Here is a 17729-nt window from a genome sequence, read left to right as displayed (position 1 = left end):
CGAACGATGCTTCGTGCCATTGCATGCGAGTCCCAGGGCGCCCGTCACGGATTGATCGATGATGAGGTGACGCTCGATTTCGACAATCGGCATCGCCGTCGTTTGGCGATGAGGGGAAAAGATGGACTCGAGTTTTTGCTCGATCTGCCGCGTGCGCATCGGCTTCGACAGGGCGATACGCTGCTGCTGGAAGACGGCCGCAGAGTTCGGGTAATGGCGGCAAAAGAAGAGCTTGCGGAAATCACGACGACATCGGCGGTCGATCTCGTGCGTGTTGCCTGGCATCTCGGTAATCGCCATCTGCCGGTCATGCTGCTGCCGGATCGCATCCTGATCCGCCGCGATCATGTCATCGAAGATATGGTCCGGCTTCTCTGTGCTTCGGTCGCGATGGTCGAGGCAGCGTTCGATCCGGAAGATGGCGCGTACGCGGGCGGCGGCCATCATCACCACCATCATGGCGACGATCACGACCATGGATGACGTGTCCGAGCGTCCGCATAAAATAAGCGGCGAGCTTTCGTCTCAAGACGCGTCTATGGCGGTCTCGAAGGAAGGTAAGTCATCCGATGCGGCTGCGAAGCTGCTGATTTGGCTTTCTCCTGCGTTTCCTGTCGGAAGCTTTGCATTCAGTCATGGCTTGGAATGGGCGGTCCAAGCTGGGCAGGTCAGAAACATCGCTACAGTCATCGCGTGGCTCGATGCTCTTCTTGAGCATGGGGGGATGCGTAATGACGCAATCTTTGCCGCGCACGCGTGGCACGCTGCGATGCTTCGCGACGCGCGCGCGCTCATTGAGATCAACGAACTGGCGCTAGCGATGGCAGGTTCGAAAGAGCGGTATTTGGAAACGACGGCGCAGGGTAATGCCTTCGTCACCATTATCCGAGATGCATGGCGTGCACCAGATTTTGATTGGGGGATTGCATCGGTACGAGGAGATGTCGCTTATCCGGTCGCAGTCGGCTTGACCGGCGCGGCACATAAGATTTCTCAGCATGAGATGCTGCGCTGCTTCGTGCTCGCGCAGGTTCAAAATCTGGTGTCGGCTGTGATCCGCCTCAGCGTCATCGGGCATACGGACGGACAGCACGCGATTGCGTCGCTGCTTCCCGCGGTCGGACGGCTGGTTCTTGTGGCAGAAACTGCTACCCTTGACGATATCGGCGGCGCCGCGTTTCAGTCGGACATCGCCGCCCTTCGGCATGAAACGCAATATTCAAGGCTCTTTCGCTCATGACATCCTTAGATCACGGACCTCTGCGTGTCGGCATTGGCGGTCCGGTCGGCGCCGGAAAGACGGCCTTGATGGAAGCGCTGTGTAAACAGTTTCGCAGCGAGCTCGATATCATTGCGATCACCAATGACATTTATACCAAGGAAGATGCGTTGATCTTAACGCGTGCCGGTGCGCTGCCGTCGGAACGCATCATGGGGGTAGAGACTGGTGGTTGTCCGCACACTGCCATTCGTGAGGACTGCTCGCTCAATCTCATGGCGATAGCGGAAATGCGCGGCAAGTTCCCGAATGCCGATCTAGTTCTGATCGAGTCGGGCGGTGACAATCTGGCCGCGACCTTCTCACCGGAGCTGGCCGATATAACAATCTACGTGATCGACGTTGCGCAAGGCGAAAAAATTCCGCGCAAGGGTGGTCCAGGAATCACGCGCTCCGATCTTTTGGTGATCAACAAGATTGATCTCGCGCCGTATGTGGGCGCGAGCCTTGAAGTAATGGAGCAGGACACCAAGCGAATGCGCGGAGAACGGCCGTATGTGTTTACGAATATCAAGGATGGCAAGGGTGTGAGCAAGGTTGCCGAGTTCATCATTCGCTCCGGCGGCTTGCCGCTGACGAGACCCATCGCGACCTCAGGCCATTAGCATGCTGGCTAATCCGTTTGACGACCAGCCCACTCGCGGTGTCGCGAAAGCCGTGACGATGTATGCGTTGCTGATCGCCTCGAACATCGGTGCATGGGTGTGTGCATTCGCTGCTTTTTCCGATCGGCCGACGCTGATGGGGACGGCGCTGCTCGCCTACGTGTTCGGGCTTCGGCATGCTTTCGATGCCGACCATATAGCGGCTATCGACAACGTCGTTCGTAAGCTGATGCAGGAGGGAAAGACGCCTTATTCCGTTGGCTTCTTCTTCTCTCTCGGGCACTCGACCATCGTTATTATCGCTTCGATCATCATTGCGGCGACTGCAGCTGCCATGCAGGGGACGCTTGAAGAGTTTCACGGCATCGGGGGCATTATCGGAACAATTGTTTCGGCACTGTTTCTGCTCGTCATCGGGATCATCAATCTCATAATCCTGAAGAATGTCTGGGCGGCCTTTCTGCGCGCACGTCGCGGCGAGAGGCTTACGGACGCGGACCTCGACACGTTACTTGCGGGACAGGGCGTCTTTGCGAGATTTCTGCGGCCGCTGTTTCGGGTCGTGTCGCGATCCTGGCATATGTATCCGGTCGGCTTCCTGTTCGGTCTAGGTTTTGACACTGCGACGGAAGTTGGATTGCTCGGAATTTCCGCTGCTCAGGCTGCGCAGGGCTTATCTTTCTGGACCATCCTGGTTTTTCCGGCACTCTTTACGGCCGGAATGTCGCTGATGGATACAACGGACAGCATTCTGATGACGAAAGCCTATGGCTGGGCGTTCGTCAATCCGATCCGCAAGCTCTGGTACAACATGACTATCACTGCGGCGTCGGTCGTTGTGGCCGTCTTTATCGGCGGTGTCGAGGCGCTTGGGTTGATCGGGGACAAGCTTGGGCGCACGGACGGGATCTGGGGCGTCGTCAGCGAGTTGAACGACAACCTGACGAATTTTGGCTTCATCGTGGTCGGCATTTTCATGGCGAGCTGGATGATTTCCGCGATCGTCTATCGCGCCATTGGCGGCGATGCGCTCGGTGTCGTGACGCGAGAACACTCGGCGCGCTAACTGACACGCGAAGCAATGATCTCGTGCGCTGACCTCAGGGAAGATGGCGAACGGCAGTTGCGGCCGCGGCGGCGCGGTTCTCGACGCCGAGCTTCACGTACACCTGTTCGAGATGCTTGTTCACGGTGCGCGGACTCATTCCGAGGATCTGGCCGATATCGCGGTTCGATTTGCCGCGTGCTATCCACAACAGTACCTCGGCTTCACGCGTCGTCAGGCCCAGCTTTTCCTTCAGCAGGATTGCGTCGGTGGATGAACTTTCTTCGGAAACACGCATGAGATGCTCGTCGCCGCTCATGCGGCCGACGAATGAGAGACTGAGTGTTTTCTGCTCTGCGCCGATCGTGAGTGTGCTGGACGACGGATCGCCGCTACCTTCGATGCGTGCCGCGAGCCATTTGACCACTAGGGATGGGAACGCGAAGCTTCGCTCGTCAAAATCTTCAAATGCGGTTCCGAGAAGCTTGCTCGCCTGAGGTGTCGACCATAAGAGGCGTCCGGCGGAATCGGCGGCAAAGAGGTAACGTCCGGTGGTATCCAAGGCAGCGCGTGCGCTGCGCGACATGCGGGCGTTACCGACATGGACGCGGATTCGTGCAAGAAGTTCCTCGATGATGACGGGTTTTGTCACGTAGTCGACGCCGCCGGCTTCGAGCCCTTCGATGATGCGGTCAGTGTCGCGAAGCCCCGTCATGAATATGATCGGAACGTCCGCGAGCGGCGGCAGTCGCTTCATGCGCCGGCATGTTTCGAACCCATCCATGTTCGGCATAACTGCATCGAGCAAGATGATGTCGGGGACAATGCGCGCCACGGTTGTCATGGCACGTTCGCCGTCAGTTGCAATCAGGACTAGCGCGCCGATTTGCTCGAGGGCGGCTGTGAGCATTGCGAGCGTATCGGGATTGTCGTCGACGACGAGGACGATCGTTTTCGCTTCTGCGTCAGTCATCGGCGTGCTCGGGCTCGGCGGGCTGTGCGAGGAGCGCCATGTAGCCGCGAAGGTCGAAGGCGCGAATGCGATCTCGTGCGGCATTGATGAATACGATGGAGCCGTTGCCGGCAGCCTCCAGCTCATCGAGCTTGGACTCGATGCCGGACACAAAGCCGATTTCGCCAAGCCGCATGAGTTCCTCGATATGCCGGGCATCAGGACGGCTTGCGTATTTGATTCCCTGGGGCGGGGCCGAATATTCAGGCGCGCTGGTGGCTGTGACCACTCGGAGGTTCAGCAGCTTTCGGATGTGATTGAGCAGCGTCTGCATGTCGACCGGCTTTGACAGGGCGGCATCGTGATCCGGTACGTCATCGCCACGTGGAGCTTGGTCGCCGATGTTGGCGGACATCATCAAAATTGGAGCGGTGTGGCCAATTTCGCGCAGACGTCTTGCCACCTCCCAGCCGGACATGCCGGGCATCGAGATATCGAGAACGAAAAGATCCGGTGCGCACTCTTCAGCAATGGTGAGTGCGGAGGGACCGTCCGGCGCGGAGATGATGGAAAATCCGACCGGCTCCAAAGCTTCCTTGATCAGCTCGCGATGATCGGTGTCGTCGTCCACGATCAAGATCAGCTTGCGCTTGCCGAGATAGCCGACGATACGCTCCTGAGCTTTTGCGGGCGGACGCGAGTCGGCGACGTGCGCCAGCAGCAATTTGATGCGAAACTGGCTCCCCTGGCCAGGTGTGCTCTTGACTGAAATTTCGCCCCCCATGATTTCGACAAGCAGCTTCGTAATGGTGAGGCCCAGCCCCATTCCGGGTCTCAGTTTGGCGCGCATGATCTCGCCGCGCTCGAACGGTTCGAAGACGCGTTCCAGATCTGTCTGCATGATGCCGATGCCGGTATCTTGGATTTCGAATTCGGCAACTTGACTGCGATAGGTGACGCGCAGCGCGACGCTGCCGGTATCGGTGAATTTGACGGCGTTCGAAAGCAAGTTGATCAAGATCTGGCGAAGGCGCTTCTCGTCGGTGCGCACCACGGGCGGAAGCGACGACGCGCCTTCGAAGATGAACTCGATCCCCTTCGAATTGGCTTGCAGGCGGAACATGTCTGCGAGCTGATCGAGAAAGTCGCGGATACGGACTTCGCTGGTGGCAAGTTCGAGCCGTCCGGCTTCGACCTTTGAAATGTCGAGCAGGCCGTCGATCAGGCCGGAGAGGTGCTCGGCGCTGCGACGAATGACGCGGACGCCTTTCTGGGCCTTGACGGGCAGCATGTCGTCGACATCGAGAAGCTGCGCATAGCCAAGCACGGCATTAAGCGGCGTGCGTAGCTCATGATTGATGGCGACGACGTAGCGGCTTTTTGCGAGGTTGGCGGCTTCTGCGACTTCTTTCGCCTTATGCAGTGCTCGGTCCGTGCGTTTATGGGCTTCTATTTCGCGGGTAAGCAATGTCGTCTGGCGGGCGGACTCGTCCTGGGCGATTTTGCGACTTTCCTGAGCGAGCACGAAAAGCCAGCTCGCGACGCCCGCGATGATTGCAAGGATCAGGAACGTTGCCCAGAGCGTGCCGGCAATCGCACCGGCGTCGTGCGGAACGGCTGTCACCGCAAGATAATGCACGAGCAGAAGCACGAGCCCGAGAATGGTGCAGAACAGCGTGAAGACGCCGAAGAAGTGACCCGTTCGAGAATTGAGCCCCTTGACCAGATGTGGGGGCAGCGCGCCGCGCAGGAGCTTGACGAGCTGCACCTGATAGCGTCCGTGCGGCTTGCAGCCGTCGCGGCAGCGGGCGTCGATCGAGCAGCAGAGCGAACAAATCGGACCCGAGTAGACCGGGCAGTGCGCCATGTCCTCGGGTTCGAATTCGTGCTCGCAGACAATGCAACGGATTGCGGACTTCTGGCCCCAGGATGCGCGCGGTTTGCGGGCGAGATAGTATTTTCCATTGGTCGCATAGGCGATGGCAGGCGCCGTGATAAGCGCCACGATCAAGGCGACCAGTGGCGCCAGTGACTGGGCATAGATCCCAAAGGTGCCGCTGTACGAGAACATGGCCGCGGCCGTTGCGATGATCATCGCGCCGACGCCGACGGGGTTAACGTCGTAGAGATGGGCGCGCTTGAACTCGATGCGCTTGGGGCTCAGTCCGAGGGGCTTGTTGATGCAGAGGTCGGCGACGATAGCGCCGAGCCACGCCACTGCGACGACCGAATAAAGACCCAGAGTATGCTCAAGCGTTTTGTATATTCCCGCCTGCATCAGCAGGAGTGCGATGGCAACATTGAAAAACAGCCATACGATTCGACCGGGATGGGCGTGTGTCAGCCGTGAAAAGAAATTCGACCAGGCAATCGACCCGGCATAAGCGTTCGTGACGTTGATCTTCATCTGGCAGAGTACGACAAACGTTCCGGCCAGCGCGAGGGCCAACTGCGGAGAGTTCGTCACGTAACCGAATGCGACCAAGTACATCTGCATCGGCTCGCCGGCCTGTGAAACGGGGATGCCGTGCCGGAGACAGAGGACGGCAAGGAACGATCCGATCAGGATTTTGATGGCGCCGGGGACGATCCAGCCAGGGCCGGAGACGAGGAGGGCCGTCCACCACGCTACGCGGCCCGTTTTCTCCTTCGGCGGCATGAATCGCAGGATGTCGACCTGCTCGCCGATTTGCGCGATGAGAGCAAAAACAACGGATCCGGCCGCGCCGACGCCCAGCAGATTGAAGGTCGCGCCCGGCACAAGATCGCCGCGGTAGCCGATCCAGGCGTCGAAATTCTCCCGGTGTTGTAATGCAATGATAATGGGCGGGGTCAGTTGCAGCAGAATCCAGAACGGCTGTGTCCAAAGGTGGAACCGGCTGATCCACGTGATGCCGTGCGTGACGATTGGGATGACGACGATGGCGCTGATCACGTAACTGACGGCCAGCGGAAACCCAAAGCAAACGCTCAGCGCGAGAGCCATAATGGCGGCTTCGATCGCGAAAAAAATGAACGTGAAGGAGGCATAGATCAGCGACGTGACCGTCGAGCCGATATAGCCGAAACCGGCACCGCGGGTCAGCAAATCGATGTCGACGCCGTCACGTGCGGCATAATAGGCAATGGGAAGGCCCGTCAAAAAGATCAGGATCGAGACGGCCAGAACGGCCGTAACTGCGTTCGAGAAGCCATAACTTATGGTGATGGCGCCGCCGATGGCCTCGAGCGCCAGGAATGACACTGTTCCGAATGCTGTATTCGCAACGCGCGCAGCGGACCACCGGCGCGCACGTTTGGCGGTGAAGCGAAGCGCGTAGTCCTCCAGGGTCTCGTTGGCGACCCATTGGTTATAGCTGCGGCGAACAGGAACGATCCGAAGCCGGTTAGTCATTCACTCAAATCGCCTCCCCCGAACGGTAACCATACCGCGCCGCAAAAATGTGGCTGTCGCTGAAAACTACCCCTCACACTCCCTGAGACAAACCTATTTCGATCATGCGGTTGGTTCTCGTCGAGCCGTCCGCCACGCGCGCGGGCGCGCGTAGGCAACCTACGCAGGGGGTGCGGCGCACCATATACGTTAACTGACGTATGTGCTGCGGCGCAAAATCGGTTTCCTATGTCCGCGCGATGTCCGGGGTGGGCAGTTCGAACGGAGGATCTTGATGGCGACGGAAGATAACGGACCTCAATCGCGGCTACGGCGTAAATTGTTGATGGGTATGGCTGCGGCTCCGTTTGCCGGGTTGTTGCCGAAAGCCGCATTTGCCGACGCACCAGCGACGTCGGCGATCAATACGACCGGATTGGCGGTCACCGACAAAGAAGTGACGGTCGGTATTCTTCACTCGGTCACAGGCACGATGGCCATCAGCGAGACGGGTTCGGTCGAGGCCGAGAAGCTCGCGATCCAGCAGATCAATGATGCGGGTGGCGTGCTAGGTCGTCAGATCAAGATCATTCAGGAAGACGGCGCCAGCGATTGGCCGACATTTGCGGAAAAAGCGAAGAAGCTACTCGTCAACGACCACGTCGCGGCGATCTTCGGATGCTGGACGTCGGCGTCTCGCAAGGCGGTGCTGCCGGTTCTCGAGCAGTACAACGGCATGCTCTACTATCCAACCTTCTACGAAGGCCTGGAGCAGTCGAAGAACGTCATCTACACCGGCCAGGAGGCGACGCAGCAGATTCTGTCCAGCTTGAACTGGATCAACAAGGAGAAGGGCGCCAAGACCTTCTACCTGATCGGCTCGGACTACATCTGGCCGCGCACGTCCAACAAGATCGCGCGCAAGCATATCGAAAACCATCTGACGGGCTGCAAAGTCGTCGGTGAAGAGTACTTCCCGCTCGGCGCGACGCAGTTCAACTCGGTCATCAACAAGATCAAGTTGAAGAAGCCCGACGTGATCTTCATGGACGTCGTCGGTGGTTCGAATGTCGCCTTCTACAAGCAGCTCAAGGCGGCGGGCATCAATCTCGACAAGCAGCTTTTGCTGACGATCTCGGTTACGGAAGACGAGATCGACGGCATCGGCGGCGAAAATATCGCGGGCGCCTACGCCTCGATGAAATACTTCGAGTCGCTGAAGAACCCGAACAACGAAGCCTTCGTCAAGGCGTTCCACAAGATGTGGGGCGACAAGACGGTGATCGGCGACGTGACGCAGGCGGCCTATCTCGGCCCGAACCTGTGGAAGCTCACAGCCGAGAAGGCAGGCAGCTTCGACGTCGACAAGATCGCCGCGGCATCGCCGGGCATCGAGTTCAAGGGCGCTCCGGAAGGCTACGTCAAGATCCACGAGAACCACCATCTCTGGAGCCGCGCACGTATCGGTCGGGCGCGGACCGACGGTCAGTTCGATGTGGTCTACGAGACGCCCGAGCTGATCGAGCCCAATCCGTTCCCAAAGGGCTATCAGTAAGGCCCTTTCCAGCGGGCTTTGGGGCCCGCATCGCTTGAGTGCTTCGCGCCGATACGCTCATGCGCGGCGCGAAGCCATCAACGTCCGATACTCCGGAGCGCGCAATGTTCGGCGATTACTCGTTCAGCGATCTTGGTTCAATCTTCGTGATGCAAGGCTTTGCGGGATTGATCCTGTTTTCGGTCTTCGTGCTTATGGCGCTCGGACTGGCCATCATTTTCGGCCAGATGGGCGTGATCAACATGGCGCACGGCGAGTTCATGATTCTCGGCGCGTACGTCACCTGGATGACGTCGGAGTTCTTCAAATCGCACCTGCCGATGCTTTTCGGCGGATACTTTTTCGTCGCGATGATCCTGGCATTCATAGCGGCTGGTGCGCTTGGGATGTTCGTCGAATGGGCGCTGATCCGACATCTTTATAAGAGACCGCTCGATACCTTGCTGGCGACGTGGGGCCTCAGCCTCATTCTGCAGCAGGTTTATCGCTCTGTTTTCGGCGGCCGCGAAGTCGGCGTCGATCTGCCTGAGTGGATGATGGGCTCCTGGCAGGTGACGGACACCATCCAGATTCCGATCAACGGCATGTTCGTGATGGCGCTGACATTAATCATTACGCTGATCGTCGGCTACATCATGTATTATTCCAGCTGGGGGCGTCAGGTTCGCGCCGTGATGCAGAACCGCGTCATGGCCAGCGCCGTCGGCATCAATACCGAACGCGTGGATCGCTTTACCTTCGGGCTCGGTTGCGGAATTGCCGGCGTCGCGGGGAGTGCCTTCACGATGATCGGCTCGACCGGTCCGACGTCGGGTCAGCTTTATATCGTCGACACGTTCCTTGTCGTTGTGTTCGGCGGCGCAGCCAGCCTGCTTGGAACGATCGCATCGGCCTTCACGATCTCGCAGACGCGTTCGACGCTGGAGTTCTTCACCTCCGGATCGATGGCGCAGGTCATCACGCTTCTTGCGGTCGTCATCATCCTGATGCTGCGTCCACAAGGACTGTTCGCCCTCAAGGTTCGCAAATAGCCGCCGCCGACTTCAGATCCAAGCGCGAGAGCACACTCACATGAACGCCAATCCTCGCTTCTTCTCCCGTTCCGAGTTGGTCGGCCTCGCCGTCCTGGCATTGCTGCTGGTTGTCGTGCTGCCGATGACGCTCGACAATTTCCGCCTGAACCTCGTGGCGAAATATCTGACCTATTCGTTCGTCGCGCTCGGGTTGGTGATCTGCTGGGGATACGGTGGCATTTTGAGCCTGGGGCAGGGGGTGTTCTTCGGCATCGGCGGTTACTGCATGGCGATGTTTCTCAAGCTCGAAGCATCGAGCGTCGCCAACACGAAAATCCAGTCGACGCCCGGTATCCCGGATTTCATGGACTGGAACCAGATCACGCAGCTTCCCTTCTTCTGGGAGCCATTCCACAGTTTAACGTTTGCGATCCTGGCCGTATTCGTCGTGCCGGCGGTGTTTGCATTTATCATCGGCGCGGCGATGTTCAAACGTCGTGTCAGCGGCGTCTACTTCGCGATCATCACGCAAGCGATTGCCGCCATTCTGACGATCCTTATCGTCGGGCAGCAGGGCTATACGGGCGGCATCAACGGCATCACAGATCTTCGCACCCTACATGGGTGGGATATCCGGACCGACAGCGCCAAAGTCATTCTCTATTTTGTTGAAGTCGCGGTGCTGTTCGTCTGTCTGCTGGTGGCGCTGTTCGTGAAGCATTCGAAGCTCGGGCGCATTCTGGTGGCGATGCGCGAGAAAGAGGATCGCGTGCGGTTCTCGGGTTATAGCGTCGCCAACTTCAAGATTTTCGCATTCTGTTTGTCGGCCGTGTTCGCGTCGATCGGCGGCGCTCTGTTTACGCTTGAAGTTGGTTTCATGTCGCCGTCGTTCGTCGGCATCGTTCCCTCGATCGAAATGGTAATCTTCGCGGCGGTCGGCGGCCGCATGTCCATCTTCGGTGCGGTCTACGGCACGCTGCTCGTCAACTATGCGAAGACGAGCCTTTCCGAAAGCTTCCCGCAACTCTGGCAGCTGGGCTTCGGAGCGCTCTTCATTGCCGTTGTGCTGCTCTTCCCAGGTGGACTGGCAGGCGCCTGGAACGACTATGTGCAGCCGAGGATCGACCGGCTCTTCTCGCGGAGTAAAGGCAAGTCTCTTGCGAGCGGCCAGCCGATCGCAGACGGCGCACCGGCAGAATAGGAGAGCGATATGGAGATCGGTCAACAACCTCGGGATTTCCTACTCGCTGTCAGTGGGCTAACGGTATCCTTCGACGGCTTCAAAGCGGTCAACGATCTGTCGTTCTATGTCGATGAGAACGCGATCCAGGTCATCATCGGACCGAATGGCGCGGGTAAGACGACAGTGCTCGATTTGATCTGCGGGAAGACCAAAGCGACTTCCGGGTCTATCACCTTCCGCGGCAAGGAACTCACGAAGCTATCCGAGAACGCCATCGTGCATGCGGGCGTCGGCCGGAAGTTCCAGACGCCGTCGATCTATGACGATCTGACGGTTTTCGAAAACTTGGAGATCTCCTATCCGCGCGGACGCAGCGTGTTCGGCGCTCTGACGTTCAAGCGCGACGCTGCCGTGCGTCAGCGCGTCGAGGAAGTCGCGGAAATGATCTTCCTGAAAGACAAGCTCAACATGAGTGCGCAGCTTCTGAGCCACGGCCAGAAGCAGTGGCTCGAGATCGGCATGCTCCTCATCCAGGATCCCGAGCTTTTGATGCTTGATGAACCCGTCGCGGGCATGAGTGTCAGCGAGCGCGAAAAGACCGCTGAGCTTCTGCATCGGATCATCAAGGATCGTTCGGTGCTGGTGATCGAGCACGACATGAAGTTCGTCGAAGACATCGCGCACAAGGTGATCGTGCTCCATCAGGGCAAAATTCTATCGGAAGGCTCGATGGAGAAGGTCCAGAACGATCCCAAAGTGATTGAAGTCTATCTCGGCCATTAAGGAAGAAATCGACAATGCTGGATATCTCCGATTTCCACGTCGCCTATGGCCAGAGCGAAGTTCTGCACGGCCTCAATCTGTCGATCGCGCCCAATGAGATCGTCGCGATCATGGGCCGCAACGGCATGGGCAAGACGACCATGATGAAGGCCCTTATGGGCATCTTGCCAACGAAGCAGGGTTCGGTGTCGATGAACGGCGCCGACATCACCAAGCTCAAAAGCTATGAGCGTGTTGCGAAAGGTTTGGCCTACGTTCCCCAAGGTCGAATGATTTTTTCGACCATGACAGTCGAAGAGAATATCGAGACGGGGCTTGTGGTCCACGGCGGCAGCAAGGTTTCGCCCGATATCTACGAGCTTTTTCCGGTTCTGCTCGAAATGAAGAAGCGCCGCGGCGGTAACCTGTCTGGCGGCCAGCAGCAGCAGCTCGCGATCGCGCGCGCTCTTGCGACCAAGCCGAAGGTTCTGCTGCTCGATGAGCCTACGGAAGGCATCCAGCCGTCGATCATTCGTGAAATGGCGCGGACGCTTCGGCGCATTCGCGATGAGCGCGGGCTGTCGATCATCGTGTCGGAACAGGTTTTGAGTTTTGCGCTCGATGTCGCCGACCGTGTGCTGGTTGTCGAGAACGGCGAGATTGTCCACGACGAGCCGCGTTCATCAGTCGATGAGGCGAAAGTGGCGAGGTATCTCTCAGTTTAAGTCTGAATTCGGTGTCTGCAGAAATGGAAGGGGCAGTATGAATGACCGAAACGCTCATTAAAGTCGACCTGTCGAAGTCCGCATATGAAAACGACATGGTTCACAATCGATGGCATCCGGACATTCCGATCGTCGCCTGGACCGAGCCTGGTTCAGACTTCATCATCGAGACGTACGACTGGACCGGCGGCTTCATCAAGAACAACGACGATGCGTCGGACGTGCGCGATATAGATTTGACGATCGTGCACTTTCTCTCAGGCCCAGTTGGCGTCAAGGGCGCCGAGCCGGGTGATTTGCTCGTTGTTGAGATCCTCGACATCGGGGCGAAGCCGGAGAGCAACTGGGGTTTCAACGGCTTCTTCTCGAAGAACAATGGCGGCGGCTTCCTGACCGATCATTATCCCTCAGCGCAGAAGTCGATCTGGGACTTTGAGGGCATGTTCACGAAGTCACGCCACATTCCGGGTGTGCGTTTTCCGGGTCTCATCCATCCTGGCCTGATCGGCTGCTTGCCCGATCCTGCACTGCTCAAGACCTGGAACGATCGCGAAATTCCGTTCGTGGAGGCCAATAAAGATCGTGTGCCTCCCGTCGGCACGGTGCCCTTTGCGCCGACGGCGCACATGGGCCGCCTCAAGGGCGATGCGCGGGATAAGGCTGCAGCCGAAGCGGCGCGTACGGTTCCGCCGCGTGAGCATGGCGGCAACTGCGATATCAAGGATCTGTCGCGTGGCTCGAAAGTGTTCTTCCCGGTCTACGTACCCGGCGGCGGCCTTTCGATGGGCGACCTTCACTTCAGTCAGGGCGACGGCGAAATCACGTTCTGCGGCGCGATCGAGATGGCCGGTTGGCTGCATCTCAAGGTCGACGTGATCAAAGACGGCATGTCGAAGTACGGGATCAAAAATCCGATCTTCAAGCCGTCGGTCATCACGCCGAAGTACGACGACTATCTGATCTTCGAGGGCATCTCGGTCGACGAGATGGGCAAGCAGCACTACCTCGACGTTCACGTCGCGTATCGTCAGGCCTGTCTCAACGCCATCGAATACCTGAAGAAGTTCGGCTATTCGGGCGCGCAGGCTTACTCGATCCTGGGAACGGCGCCCGTTCAGGGGCATATCTCTGGCGTCGTCGACATTCCGAACGCCTGCGCCACTCTGTGGGTGCCGACCAAGATCTTCGATTTCGATATCAATCCCTCTGCCGCGGGACCGACAAAGTTCCTTGACGGATCGATCCAGATGCCGATTGCGCCCGACGCGTAAGCGCATTCGAACGTGCACGAAAGCTGGGTTGGCTGTGTTGGCCAACCCACCTCAAGGGAGCCGCCAATAATGCCGGTTTACGATTATGATTGTCCCAGTTGTGGTCCGTTCTCAGTTCTACGTTCGATGTCTGAGTTTGAGTTGCCGCACGATTGTCCGGATTGTGGGACCGAGGCGCCGCGAGCGATTTTAACAGCACCCGCAATAGCGGGACTGAGTCGGGCTCGCCGCATTGCAGCCGAGACGAACGAGCGCTCATCGCACGAACCGCGAAAGTCGAAAGGGCATGCGCCGGGATGCGGCTGCTGCTCCAAGACGAAAGCCAAGCCAAAACAAGACGGCGGGACCGCGATGAAGAGCTTTCCTTCGTCCCGCCCCTGGATGATCAGCCATTAATCCTGCGATTCAGCAGCTGTTCGCAGCGGTCTGTAGGTTACGGATGGATCATAGCCCGACACCAAAGAAGAACGCGAAAACGCGCCGGGGGGCGAACTCGCACGATAGTGGCCAGTGTGCTGTCTCGGATATGCGGCGGCCCGGCGCTTCTTGGTGCGCTCGCGATCCGATCTTGGGTGTTGGATATCTCAGCTCTGCGCGTTGCCGGACGTCGATGTCAACGAGGACCACAAAGTTTCTGACGGATTGGCTGCGGTGGCACGTCGTGGGGCGTGTCGCGAGCGCCGAGGACATTCCCGCGCTCGCTGCGAAGTGTCTTCATGATGCTTGGAGCGAAGGCATATCTCGATACGATCTCGAAGGCGCCGTTGGCTCGCTGGAGGACTGTATTCGCGAGGGCCTGCTTCAGGTCAAGAAGTGAGCGCCACTAATTTTGCGGGCCGATCTTGGACTGTGCATGCCTTATAACTTTGCTTTGCGACGCATGAAATCCGTTATCTGGGCGGCGATAAACGTGCTGTGCGTGGCGGTCGCCAAGTGGCCGCTGTCGACGAACTTGATTTCTGCGTCAGGAATATCGCGCTTGAATGCTTCGGCGCCGGGAGGAATGAAAAAGAGATCGTTCTTGCCCCAGACCGCCAGCAGCGGCGGCTTGTTTTGCCGTAAGTATTTCTGCCAAGCCGGGTAGAGCGCAACGTTGTTGCGGTAATCGTAGAAGAGATCGAGCTGAATCTCATCGATGCCCGGCCGCTGAAGATAGGCGTAATCGAGCATATAGCCGTCCGGAGACACCAAGCCCGCATCGGCGCCGTGGAGATACTGGTCTTTTGTTGCGTCCAGAGTGAGCACGGCGCGCAGCGCGTTGCGGTTTTCAAGTGAAGCGTCTTTCCAGTACGCCCGGATGGGTTTCCATGCGTCGCCCAATCCTTCTTCGTAGGCGTTACCATTCTGGGTGATCAGCGCGCTGACACGTTCGGGGTGCGCGGCGGCAATGCGGAAGCCAGTCGGTGCGCCGTAATCGAACAGGTAAAGTGCATATCTCTTCAGGCCTAACGCATCAGTGAAGCCATCGATGGTCTTGGCCAGATTGTCGAACGTATAGGTGTAATGCTCACGATCGGGTGCTTTCGTCAGACCGAAGCCCGGCAGGTCCGGTGCGATCAGGCGGAATGGGCCTGCGAGTTGAGGAATGAGGTCACGGAACATGTGACTGCTCGTCGGATAGCCATGAAGCAGCAGGATGATTGGCGCATCTGCAGGACCGGCTTCGCGGTAGAAGACTTCGACATCGCCAATCTTCACCGTTTTATAATGAACGGAATTCGTAGGAACGGAATTGCCTGACGTCACGATGTCTCCGCATTGACGGCACTCGCGCGCAATGTCAGCACCGGCGGTGGCGGCTGCGGCTCCAAAAATTTTCAGCGCAACTCTGCGATCGGTCTCCGTCAGCATGTTCAACCTCCATTGAAACTAGGCAGGGAGGTAGGCGATTTGCACTTGCGCCTAAAGCCGGAGATGTTGGGAGACACAATTCCAGATTTCGGAAGGGGACACGGCAGCCTCGCGCTTCGCATGCTTATGTTTTTAGAGATGGTGCGGGGTAGCCGTGGACTGGGCGTCGAACAAGGCGATATGTTTTGTTGTGTCTCGACCGGGTTCGCGTTTGCCCAGCATGGTAAATCGTGCGAATTCGCAAGTCGTGATCGATATTTGAAAGATTATCGTCGCAGTTGCAGGATATCGCTGCGCTAAGCCACTGCATACTTTCATCGCAAGCAATAGCGAGGTCTCAATGTCAGACTCTCACCGATCACCGCCACTTGGTTCGTTGGCGCTGATCGCCGTCGTCATCGCAGGCGGCGCGGCAGCGTTCGCCTACACGGCCGGCTGGTTTTCACCACACCGCCTCACTCCGATGGAAATGGTCGAGGCATTTGCCCCGCCTGGGGGTCCGGCTCTGGGCCATCGCCGTAACCACGCCAAAGGCATCTGCTTTACTGGTGAGTTCGAAGCGAACGGCGCGGGCAGCGAAATCTCGAAGGCAGTTGTTTTCGAGAAGGGGGAGTATCCTGTCGTCGGGCGCTTCAATCTAGGTACTCAGGACCCTAATGTAGATGACGCTACTGTTCGTGTTCGCGGCATCGGTCTGCAGATAACAACTCCGGATAGGCAGGTCTGGCGAAGCGCCATGATCGATCCGCCATTCTTCCCGGTTTCGACGCCGCAAGCGTTCTACGATTTGCTGAAAGCATCGAAGGACAAGGCTGCGGACGCGATGAAAAACTTTATAGCGGCCAATCCCGAATTTTCGCATTTTGCTTCGTGGGCGGGTAGCGCGCCGTGGACAGCGAGTTACGCCGAGGAGCCCTACAACAGCCTAAACAGTTTCGTGATGACAAACAAAGAGGGCGAGCAGAAGACAGTTCGATGGGGGATCGTGCCGGAAGCGCGAGTCGTTACGGTCTCGCAGGATGACCTGAAAAAGCTCGGGCCGAATTTTCTCGACGTTGATATCGCCAAGCGTGTTGCGGCTGCGCCTCAACGCTGGAAGCTGGTGGTGATCGTTGCAAATCCAGGAGATCCGACAGCAGATCCAAGCAAGGAGTGGCCTGCCGACCGCCGCAAGATCGATGTCGGCACGCTGACGGTTACGAAAATCGAACCGGAGGCGGACGGTCCATGTCGTGAGATCAACTTCGATCCAACCGTTTTGCCGACGGGCATTACGACATCCGACGATCCGTTCCCGGCCGCGCGGTCGGCGGCGTATATGAAGTCATATGATCTGCGTACGGCTGAATCGAAGTACTATCCCCGCACCGCGACTGGAGAAAAGCAATGACCGGAGAAACGCCGCGTTTCAATCCATTGCAGCGCCTTCTGCATTGGGTGATGGCCGTTTGCATTCTAGCGATGCTGTTCATCGGCGTGGGGATGCTCTCGACCGTCACACCAAAGTTTTTGCCGCTGATGGAGACGCACAAATCGCTCGGTGTCGTCATCCTCGTGCTCGTGCTCATTCGGCTTGCGGTACGGTTGCGGTACGGCGCGCCCGCATTGCCGAAGGATTTGCCGGAGCCGATGAAGCTCGCGGCAGAACTGTCTCACTACGCACTCTATGCGCTGATGATCGCGATGCCGTTGCTGGGATTGGCGCTGTTGTTTACCGCAGACTATCCTGTCGTGATCTTTGGGCGTGCCTGGGTTCCGCAGATGCTGCCGCAAAGCGACAGTCTTCATACCCTGTTCTGGAACGCCCACTACTATCTGGCGTTTTGTTTCTTTGCACTGGTTCTGCTGCATATCGCGGCGGCGCTGTATCACGCGCTCGTCCGGCGTGACGGCGTGTTCGAGTCAATGGCCTCTGTGTCGACGCATCATCAGTCGGCTCCTGCCGCCGAGTGAGGGCGTGAAGGACATCTGAGGACGCGTCGTCCGCCAACCTACGATGGGTCTTCCTGCAAATGTCGGCAGGGAGGCCCATCGCGTTTTTATATCTCTCCATGTCGAGACACATGGAATCCCTATGCCGGTGTTCCTAGTTTGATGGCAAAGCGCCCACTACTG

At 58.1% G+C, this 17729-nt stretch carries 17 protein-coding genes; 14 read left to right on the top strand and 3 right to left on the bottom strand.

Annotation, left to right across the window (positions count from 1 at the left end):
* The first annotated feature begins 6 nt into the window (after positions 1-6).
* The 4 genes from ureE to RLW55_RS17815 are packed head-to-tail and all read left to right on the top strand — an operon-like array spanning position 7 to position 2950.
* On the top strand, positions 7-483 hold the full coding sequence (gene ureE, locus RLW55_RS17830) for an urease accessory protein UreE (RefSeq protein WP_423414944.1): 477 nt from the start codon (positions 7-9) through the stop codon (positions 481-483).
* Positions 419-1240 (top strand): urease accessory protein UreF, encoded by an 822-nt coding sequence (locus tag RLW55_RS17825; RefSeq protein ID WP_423414943.1) that lies wholly within the window; start codon positions 419-421, stop codon positions 1238-1240. The genes ureE and RLW55_RS17825 overlap by 65 nt, the downstream gene beginning before the upstream one ends.
* Positions 1237-1884 (top strand): urease accessory protein UreG, encoded by a 648-nt coding sequence (gene ureG, locus RLW55_RS17820; protein WP_423414942.1) that lies wholly within the window; start codon positions 1237-1239, stop codon positions 1882-1884. Before RLW55_RS17825 ends, ureG begins: the two co-directional genes overlap by 4 nt.
* Before the next feature lies 1 nt (position 1885).
* Entirely contained in the window at positions 1886-2950 is a 1065-nt protein-coding gene (locus RLW55_RS17815; protein ID WP_423414941.1) for a HoxN/HupN/NixA family nickel/cobalt transporter, read from the top strand.
* Positions 2951-2984: 34 nt separating this feature from the next.
* Here RLW55_RS17815 and RLW55_RS17810 read toward each other — a convergent pair whose 3' ends face one another.
* Positions 2985-3902 carry a response regulator gene (locus RLW55_RS17810; protein ID WP_409562987.1) on the bottom strand — a complete coding sequence of 306 codons (918 nt, stop codon included), beginning with the start codon at positions 3900-3902 and terminating at the stop codon, positions 2985-2987.
* Positions 3895-7275 (bottom strand): ATP-binding protein, encoded by a 3381-nt coding sequence (locus RLW55_RS17805; RefSeq protein ID WP_423414940.1) that lies wholly within the window; start codon positions 7273-7275, stop codon positions 3895-3897. Before RLW55_RS17805 ends, RLW55_RS17810 begins: the two co-directional genes overlap by 8 nt.
* A gap of 274 nt (positions 7276-7549) precedes the next feature.
* On the opposite strand from RLW55_RS17805, the gene urtA reads away from it, so the two are divergent.
* The 8 genes from urtA (at position 7550) to RLW55_RS17765 (ending at position 14580) form a co-directional block, all read left to right on the top strand.
* Positions 7550-8809: an urea ABC transporter substrate-binding protein gene (urtA, locus tag RLW55_RS17800; protein WP_409562989.1), complete on the top strand. Its 1260-nt coding sequence runs from the start codon at positions 7550-7552 to the stop codon at positions 8807-8809.
* 104 nt (positions 8810-8913) lie between these two features.
* Positions 8914-9840, top strand: coding sequence for an urea ABC transporter permease subunit UrtB (urtB, locus tag RLW55_RS17795; RefSeq protein ID WP_024275675.1), 927 nt, complete (start codon positions 8914-8916; stop codon positions 9838-9840).
* 40 nt (positions 9841-9880) lie between these two features.
* Positions 9881-11023 carry an urea ABC transporter permease subunit UrtC gene (urtC, locus tag RLW55_RS17790; protein WP_409562990.1) on the top strand — a complete coding sequence of 381 codons (1143 nt, stop codon included), beginning with the start codon at positions 9881-9883 and terminating at the stop codon, positions 11021-11023.
* Positions 11024-11032: 9 nt separating this feature from the next.
* Positions 11033-11788: an urea ABC transporter ATP-binding protein UrtD gene (urtD, locus tag RLW55_RS17785; protein WP_409562991.1), complete on the top strand. Its 756-nt coding sequence runs from the start codon at positions 11033-11035 to the stop codon at positions 11786-11788.
* Positions 11789-11802: 14 nt separating this feature from the next.
* On the top strand, positions 11803-12492 hold the full coding sequence (urtE, locus tag RLW55_RS17780) for an urea ABC transporter ATP-binding subunit UrtE (RefSeq protein ID WP_409562992.1): 690 nt from the start codon (positions 11803-11805) through the stop codon (positions 12490-12492).
* A gap of 41 nt (positions 12493-12533) precedes the next feature.
* Entirely contained in the window at positions 12534-13763 is a 1230-nt protein-coding gene (gene fmdA, locus RLW55_RS17775; protein WP_414462305.1) for a formamidase, read from the top strand.
* Between the two features lie 69 nt (positions 13764-13832).
* A complete protein-coding gene (locus RLW55_RS17770; protein ID WP_423414939.1) occupies positions 13833-14159 on the top strand; it encodes an FmdB family zinc ribbon protein in 327 nt (108 codons plus the stop codon).
* A 214-nt stretch (positions 14160-14373) separates the two neighbouring features.
* Positions 14374-14580: a DUF768 domain-containing protein gene (locus tag RLW55_RS17765; protein WP_157135409.1), complete on the top strand. Its 207-nt coding sequence runs from the start codon at positions 14374-14376 to the stop codon at positions 14578-14580.
* Positions 14581-14621: 41 nt separating this feature from the next.
* Here the strand turns inward: RLW55_RS17765 and RLW55_RS17760 are convergent, their stop codons facing one another.
* Positions 14622-15614, bottom strand: coding sequence for an alpha/beta fold hydrolase (locus RLW55_RS17760; protein ID WP_423414938.1), 993 nt, complete (start codon positions 15612-15614; stop codon positions 14622-14624).
* Between the two features lie 340 nt (positions 15615-15954).
* On the opposite strand from RLW55_RS17760, the gene RLW55_RS17755 reads away from it, so the two are divergent.
* Together RLW55_RS17755 and RLW55_RS17750 are read left to right on the top strand one after the other, a co-directional pair.
* Positions 15955-17004 carry a catalase family peroxidase gene (locus tag RLW55_RS17755; RefSeq protein ID WP_423414937.1) on the top strand — a complete coding sequence of 350 codons (1050 nt, stop codon included), beginning with the start codon at positions 15955-15957 and terminating at the stop codon, positions 17002-17004.
* Positions 17001-17567 (top strand): cytochrome b, encoded by a 567-nt coding sequence (locus tag RLW55_RS17750; RefSeq protein WP_414462309.1) that lies wholly within the window; start codon positions 17001-17003, stop codon positions 17565-17567. The genes RLW55_RS17755 and RLW55_RS17750 overlap by 4 nt, the downstream gene beginning before the upstream one ends.
* The last annotated feature ends 162 nt before the right edge of the window (positions 17568-17729 follow it).

Origin of the sequence: Hyphomicrobium sp. B1 (assembly GCF_049532635.1) — a bacterium.
Classification (GTDB): Bacteria; Pseudomonadota; Alphaproteobacteria; order Rhizobiales; family Hyphomicrobiaceae; genus Hyphomicrobium_B.
Note: the sequence above shows the minus strand (reverse complement) of the source record. Positions and strands in the feature narration are given on the sequence as shown.

Bases quoted from the DNA above. Each gene is read 5' to 3' on its own strand.
- urtA (WP_409562989.1), top strand. From the start codon at position 7,550: ATGGCGACGGAAGATAACGGACCTCAATCGCGGCTACGGCGTAAATTG.
- RLW55_RS17765 (WP_157135409.1), top strand. From the start codon at position 14,374: ATGTCAACGAGGACCACAAAGTTTCTGACGGATTGGCTGCGGTGGCAC.
- urtB (WP_024275675.1), top strand. From the start codon at position 8,914: ATGTTCGGCGATTACTCGTTCAGCGATCTTGGTTCAATCTTCGTGATG.
- RLW55_RS17755 (WP_423414937.1), top strand. From the start codon at position 15,955: ATGTCAGACTCTCACCGATCACCGCCACTTGGTTCGTTGGCGCTGATC.
- RLW55_RS17825 (WP_423414943.1), top strand. From the start codon at position 419: ATGGCGCGTACGCGGGCGGCGGCCATCATCACCACCATCATGGCGACG.
- ureE (WP_423414944.1), top strand. From the start codon at position 7: ATGCTTCGTGCCATTGCATGCGAGTCCCAGGGCGCCCGTCACGGATTG.
- urtD (WP_409562991.1), top strand. From the start codon at position 11,033: ATGGAGATCGGTCAACAACCTCGGGATTTCCTACTCGCTGTCAGTGGG.
- RLW55_RS17750 (WP_414462309.1), top strand. From the start codon at position 17,001: ATGACCGGAGAAACGCCGCGTTTCAATCCATTGCAGCGCCTTCTGCAT.
- RLW55_RS17810 (WP_409562987.1), bottom strand. From the start codon at position 3,902: ATGACTGACGCAGAAGCGAAAACGATCGTCCTCGTCGTCGACGACAAT.
- fmdA (WP_414462305.1), top strand. From the start codon at position 12,534: ATGACCGAAACGCTCATTAAAGTCGACCTGTCGAAGTCCGCATATGAA.
- urtE (WP_409562992.1), top strand. From the start codon at position 11,803: ATGCTGGATATCTCCGATTTCCACGTCGCCTATGGCCAGAGCGAAGTT.
- RLW55_RS17805 (WP_423414940.1), bottom strand. From the start codon at position 7,275: ATGACTAACCGGCTTCGGATCGTTCCTGTTCGCCGCAGCTATAACCAA.
- urtC (WP_409562990.1), top strand. From the start codon at position 9,881: ATGAACGCCAATCCTCGCTTCTTCTCCCGTTCCGAGTTGGTCGGCCTC.
- ureG (WP_423414942.1), top strand. From the start codon at position 1,237: ATGACATCCTTAGATCACGGACCTCTGCGTGTCGGCATTGGCGGTCCG.
- RLW55_RS17815 (WP_423414941.1), top strand. From the start codon at position 1,886: ATGCTGGCTAATCCGTTTGACGACCAGCCCACTCGCGGTGTCGCGAAA.
- RLW55_RS17770 (WP_423414939.1), top strand. From the start codon at position 13,833: ATGCCGGTTTACGATTATGATTGTCCCAGTTGTGGTCCGTTCTCAGTT.
- RLW55_RS17760 (WP_423414938.1), bottom strand. From the start codon at position 15,614: ATGCTGACGGAGACCGATCGCAGAGTTGCGCTGAAAATTTTTGGAGCC.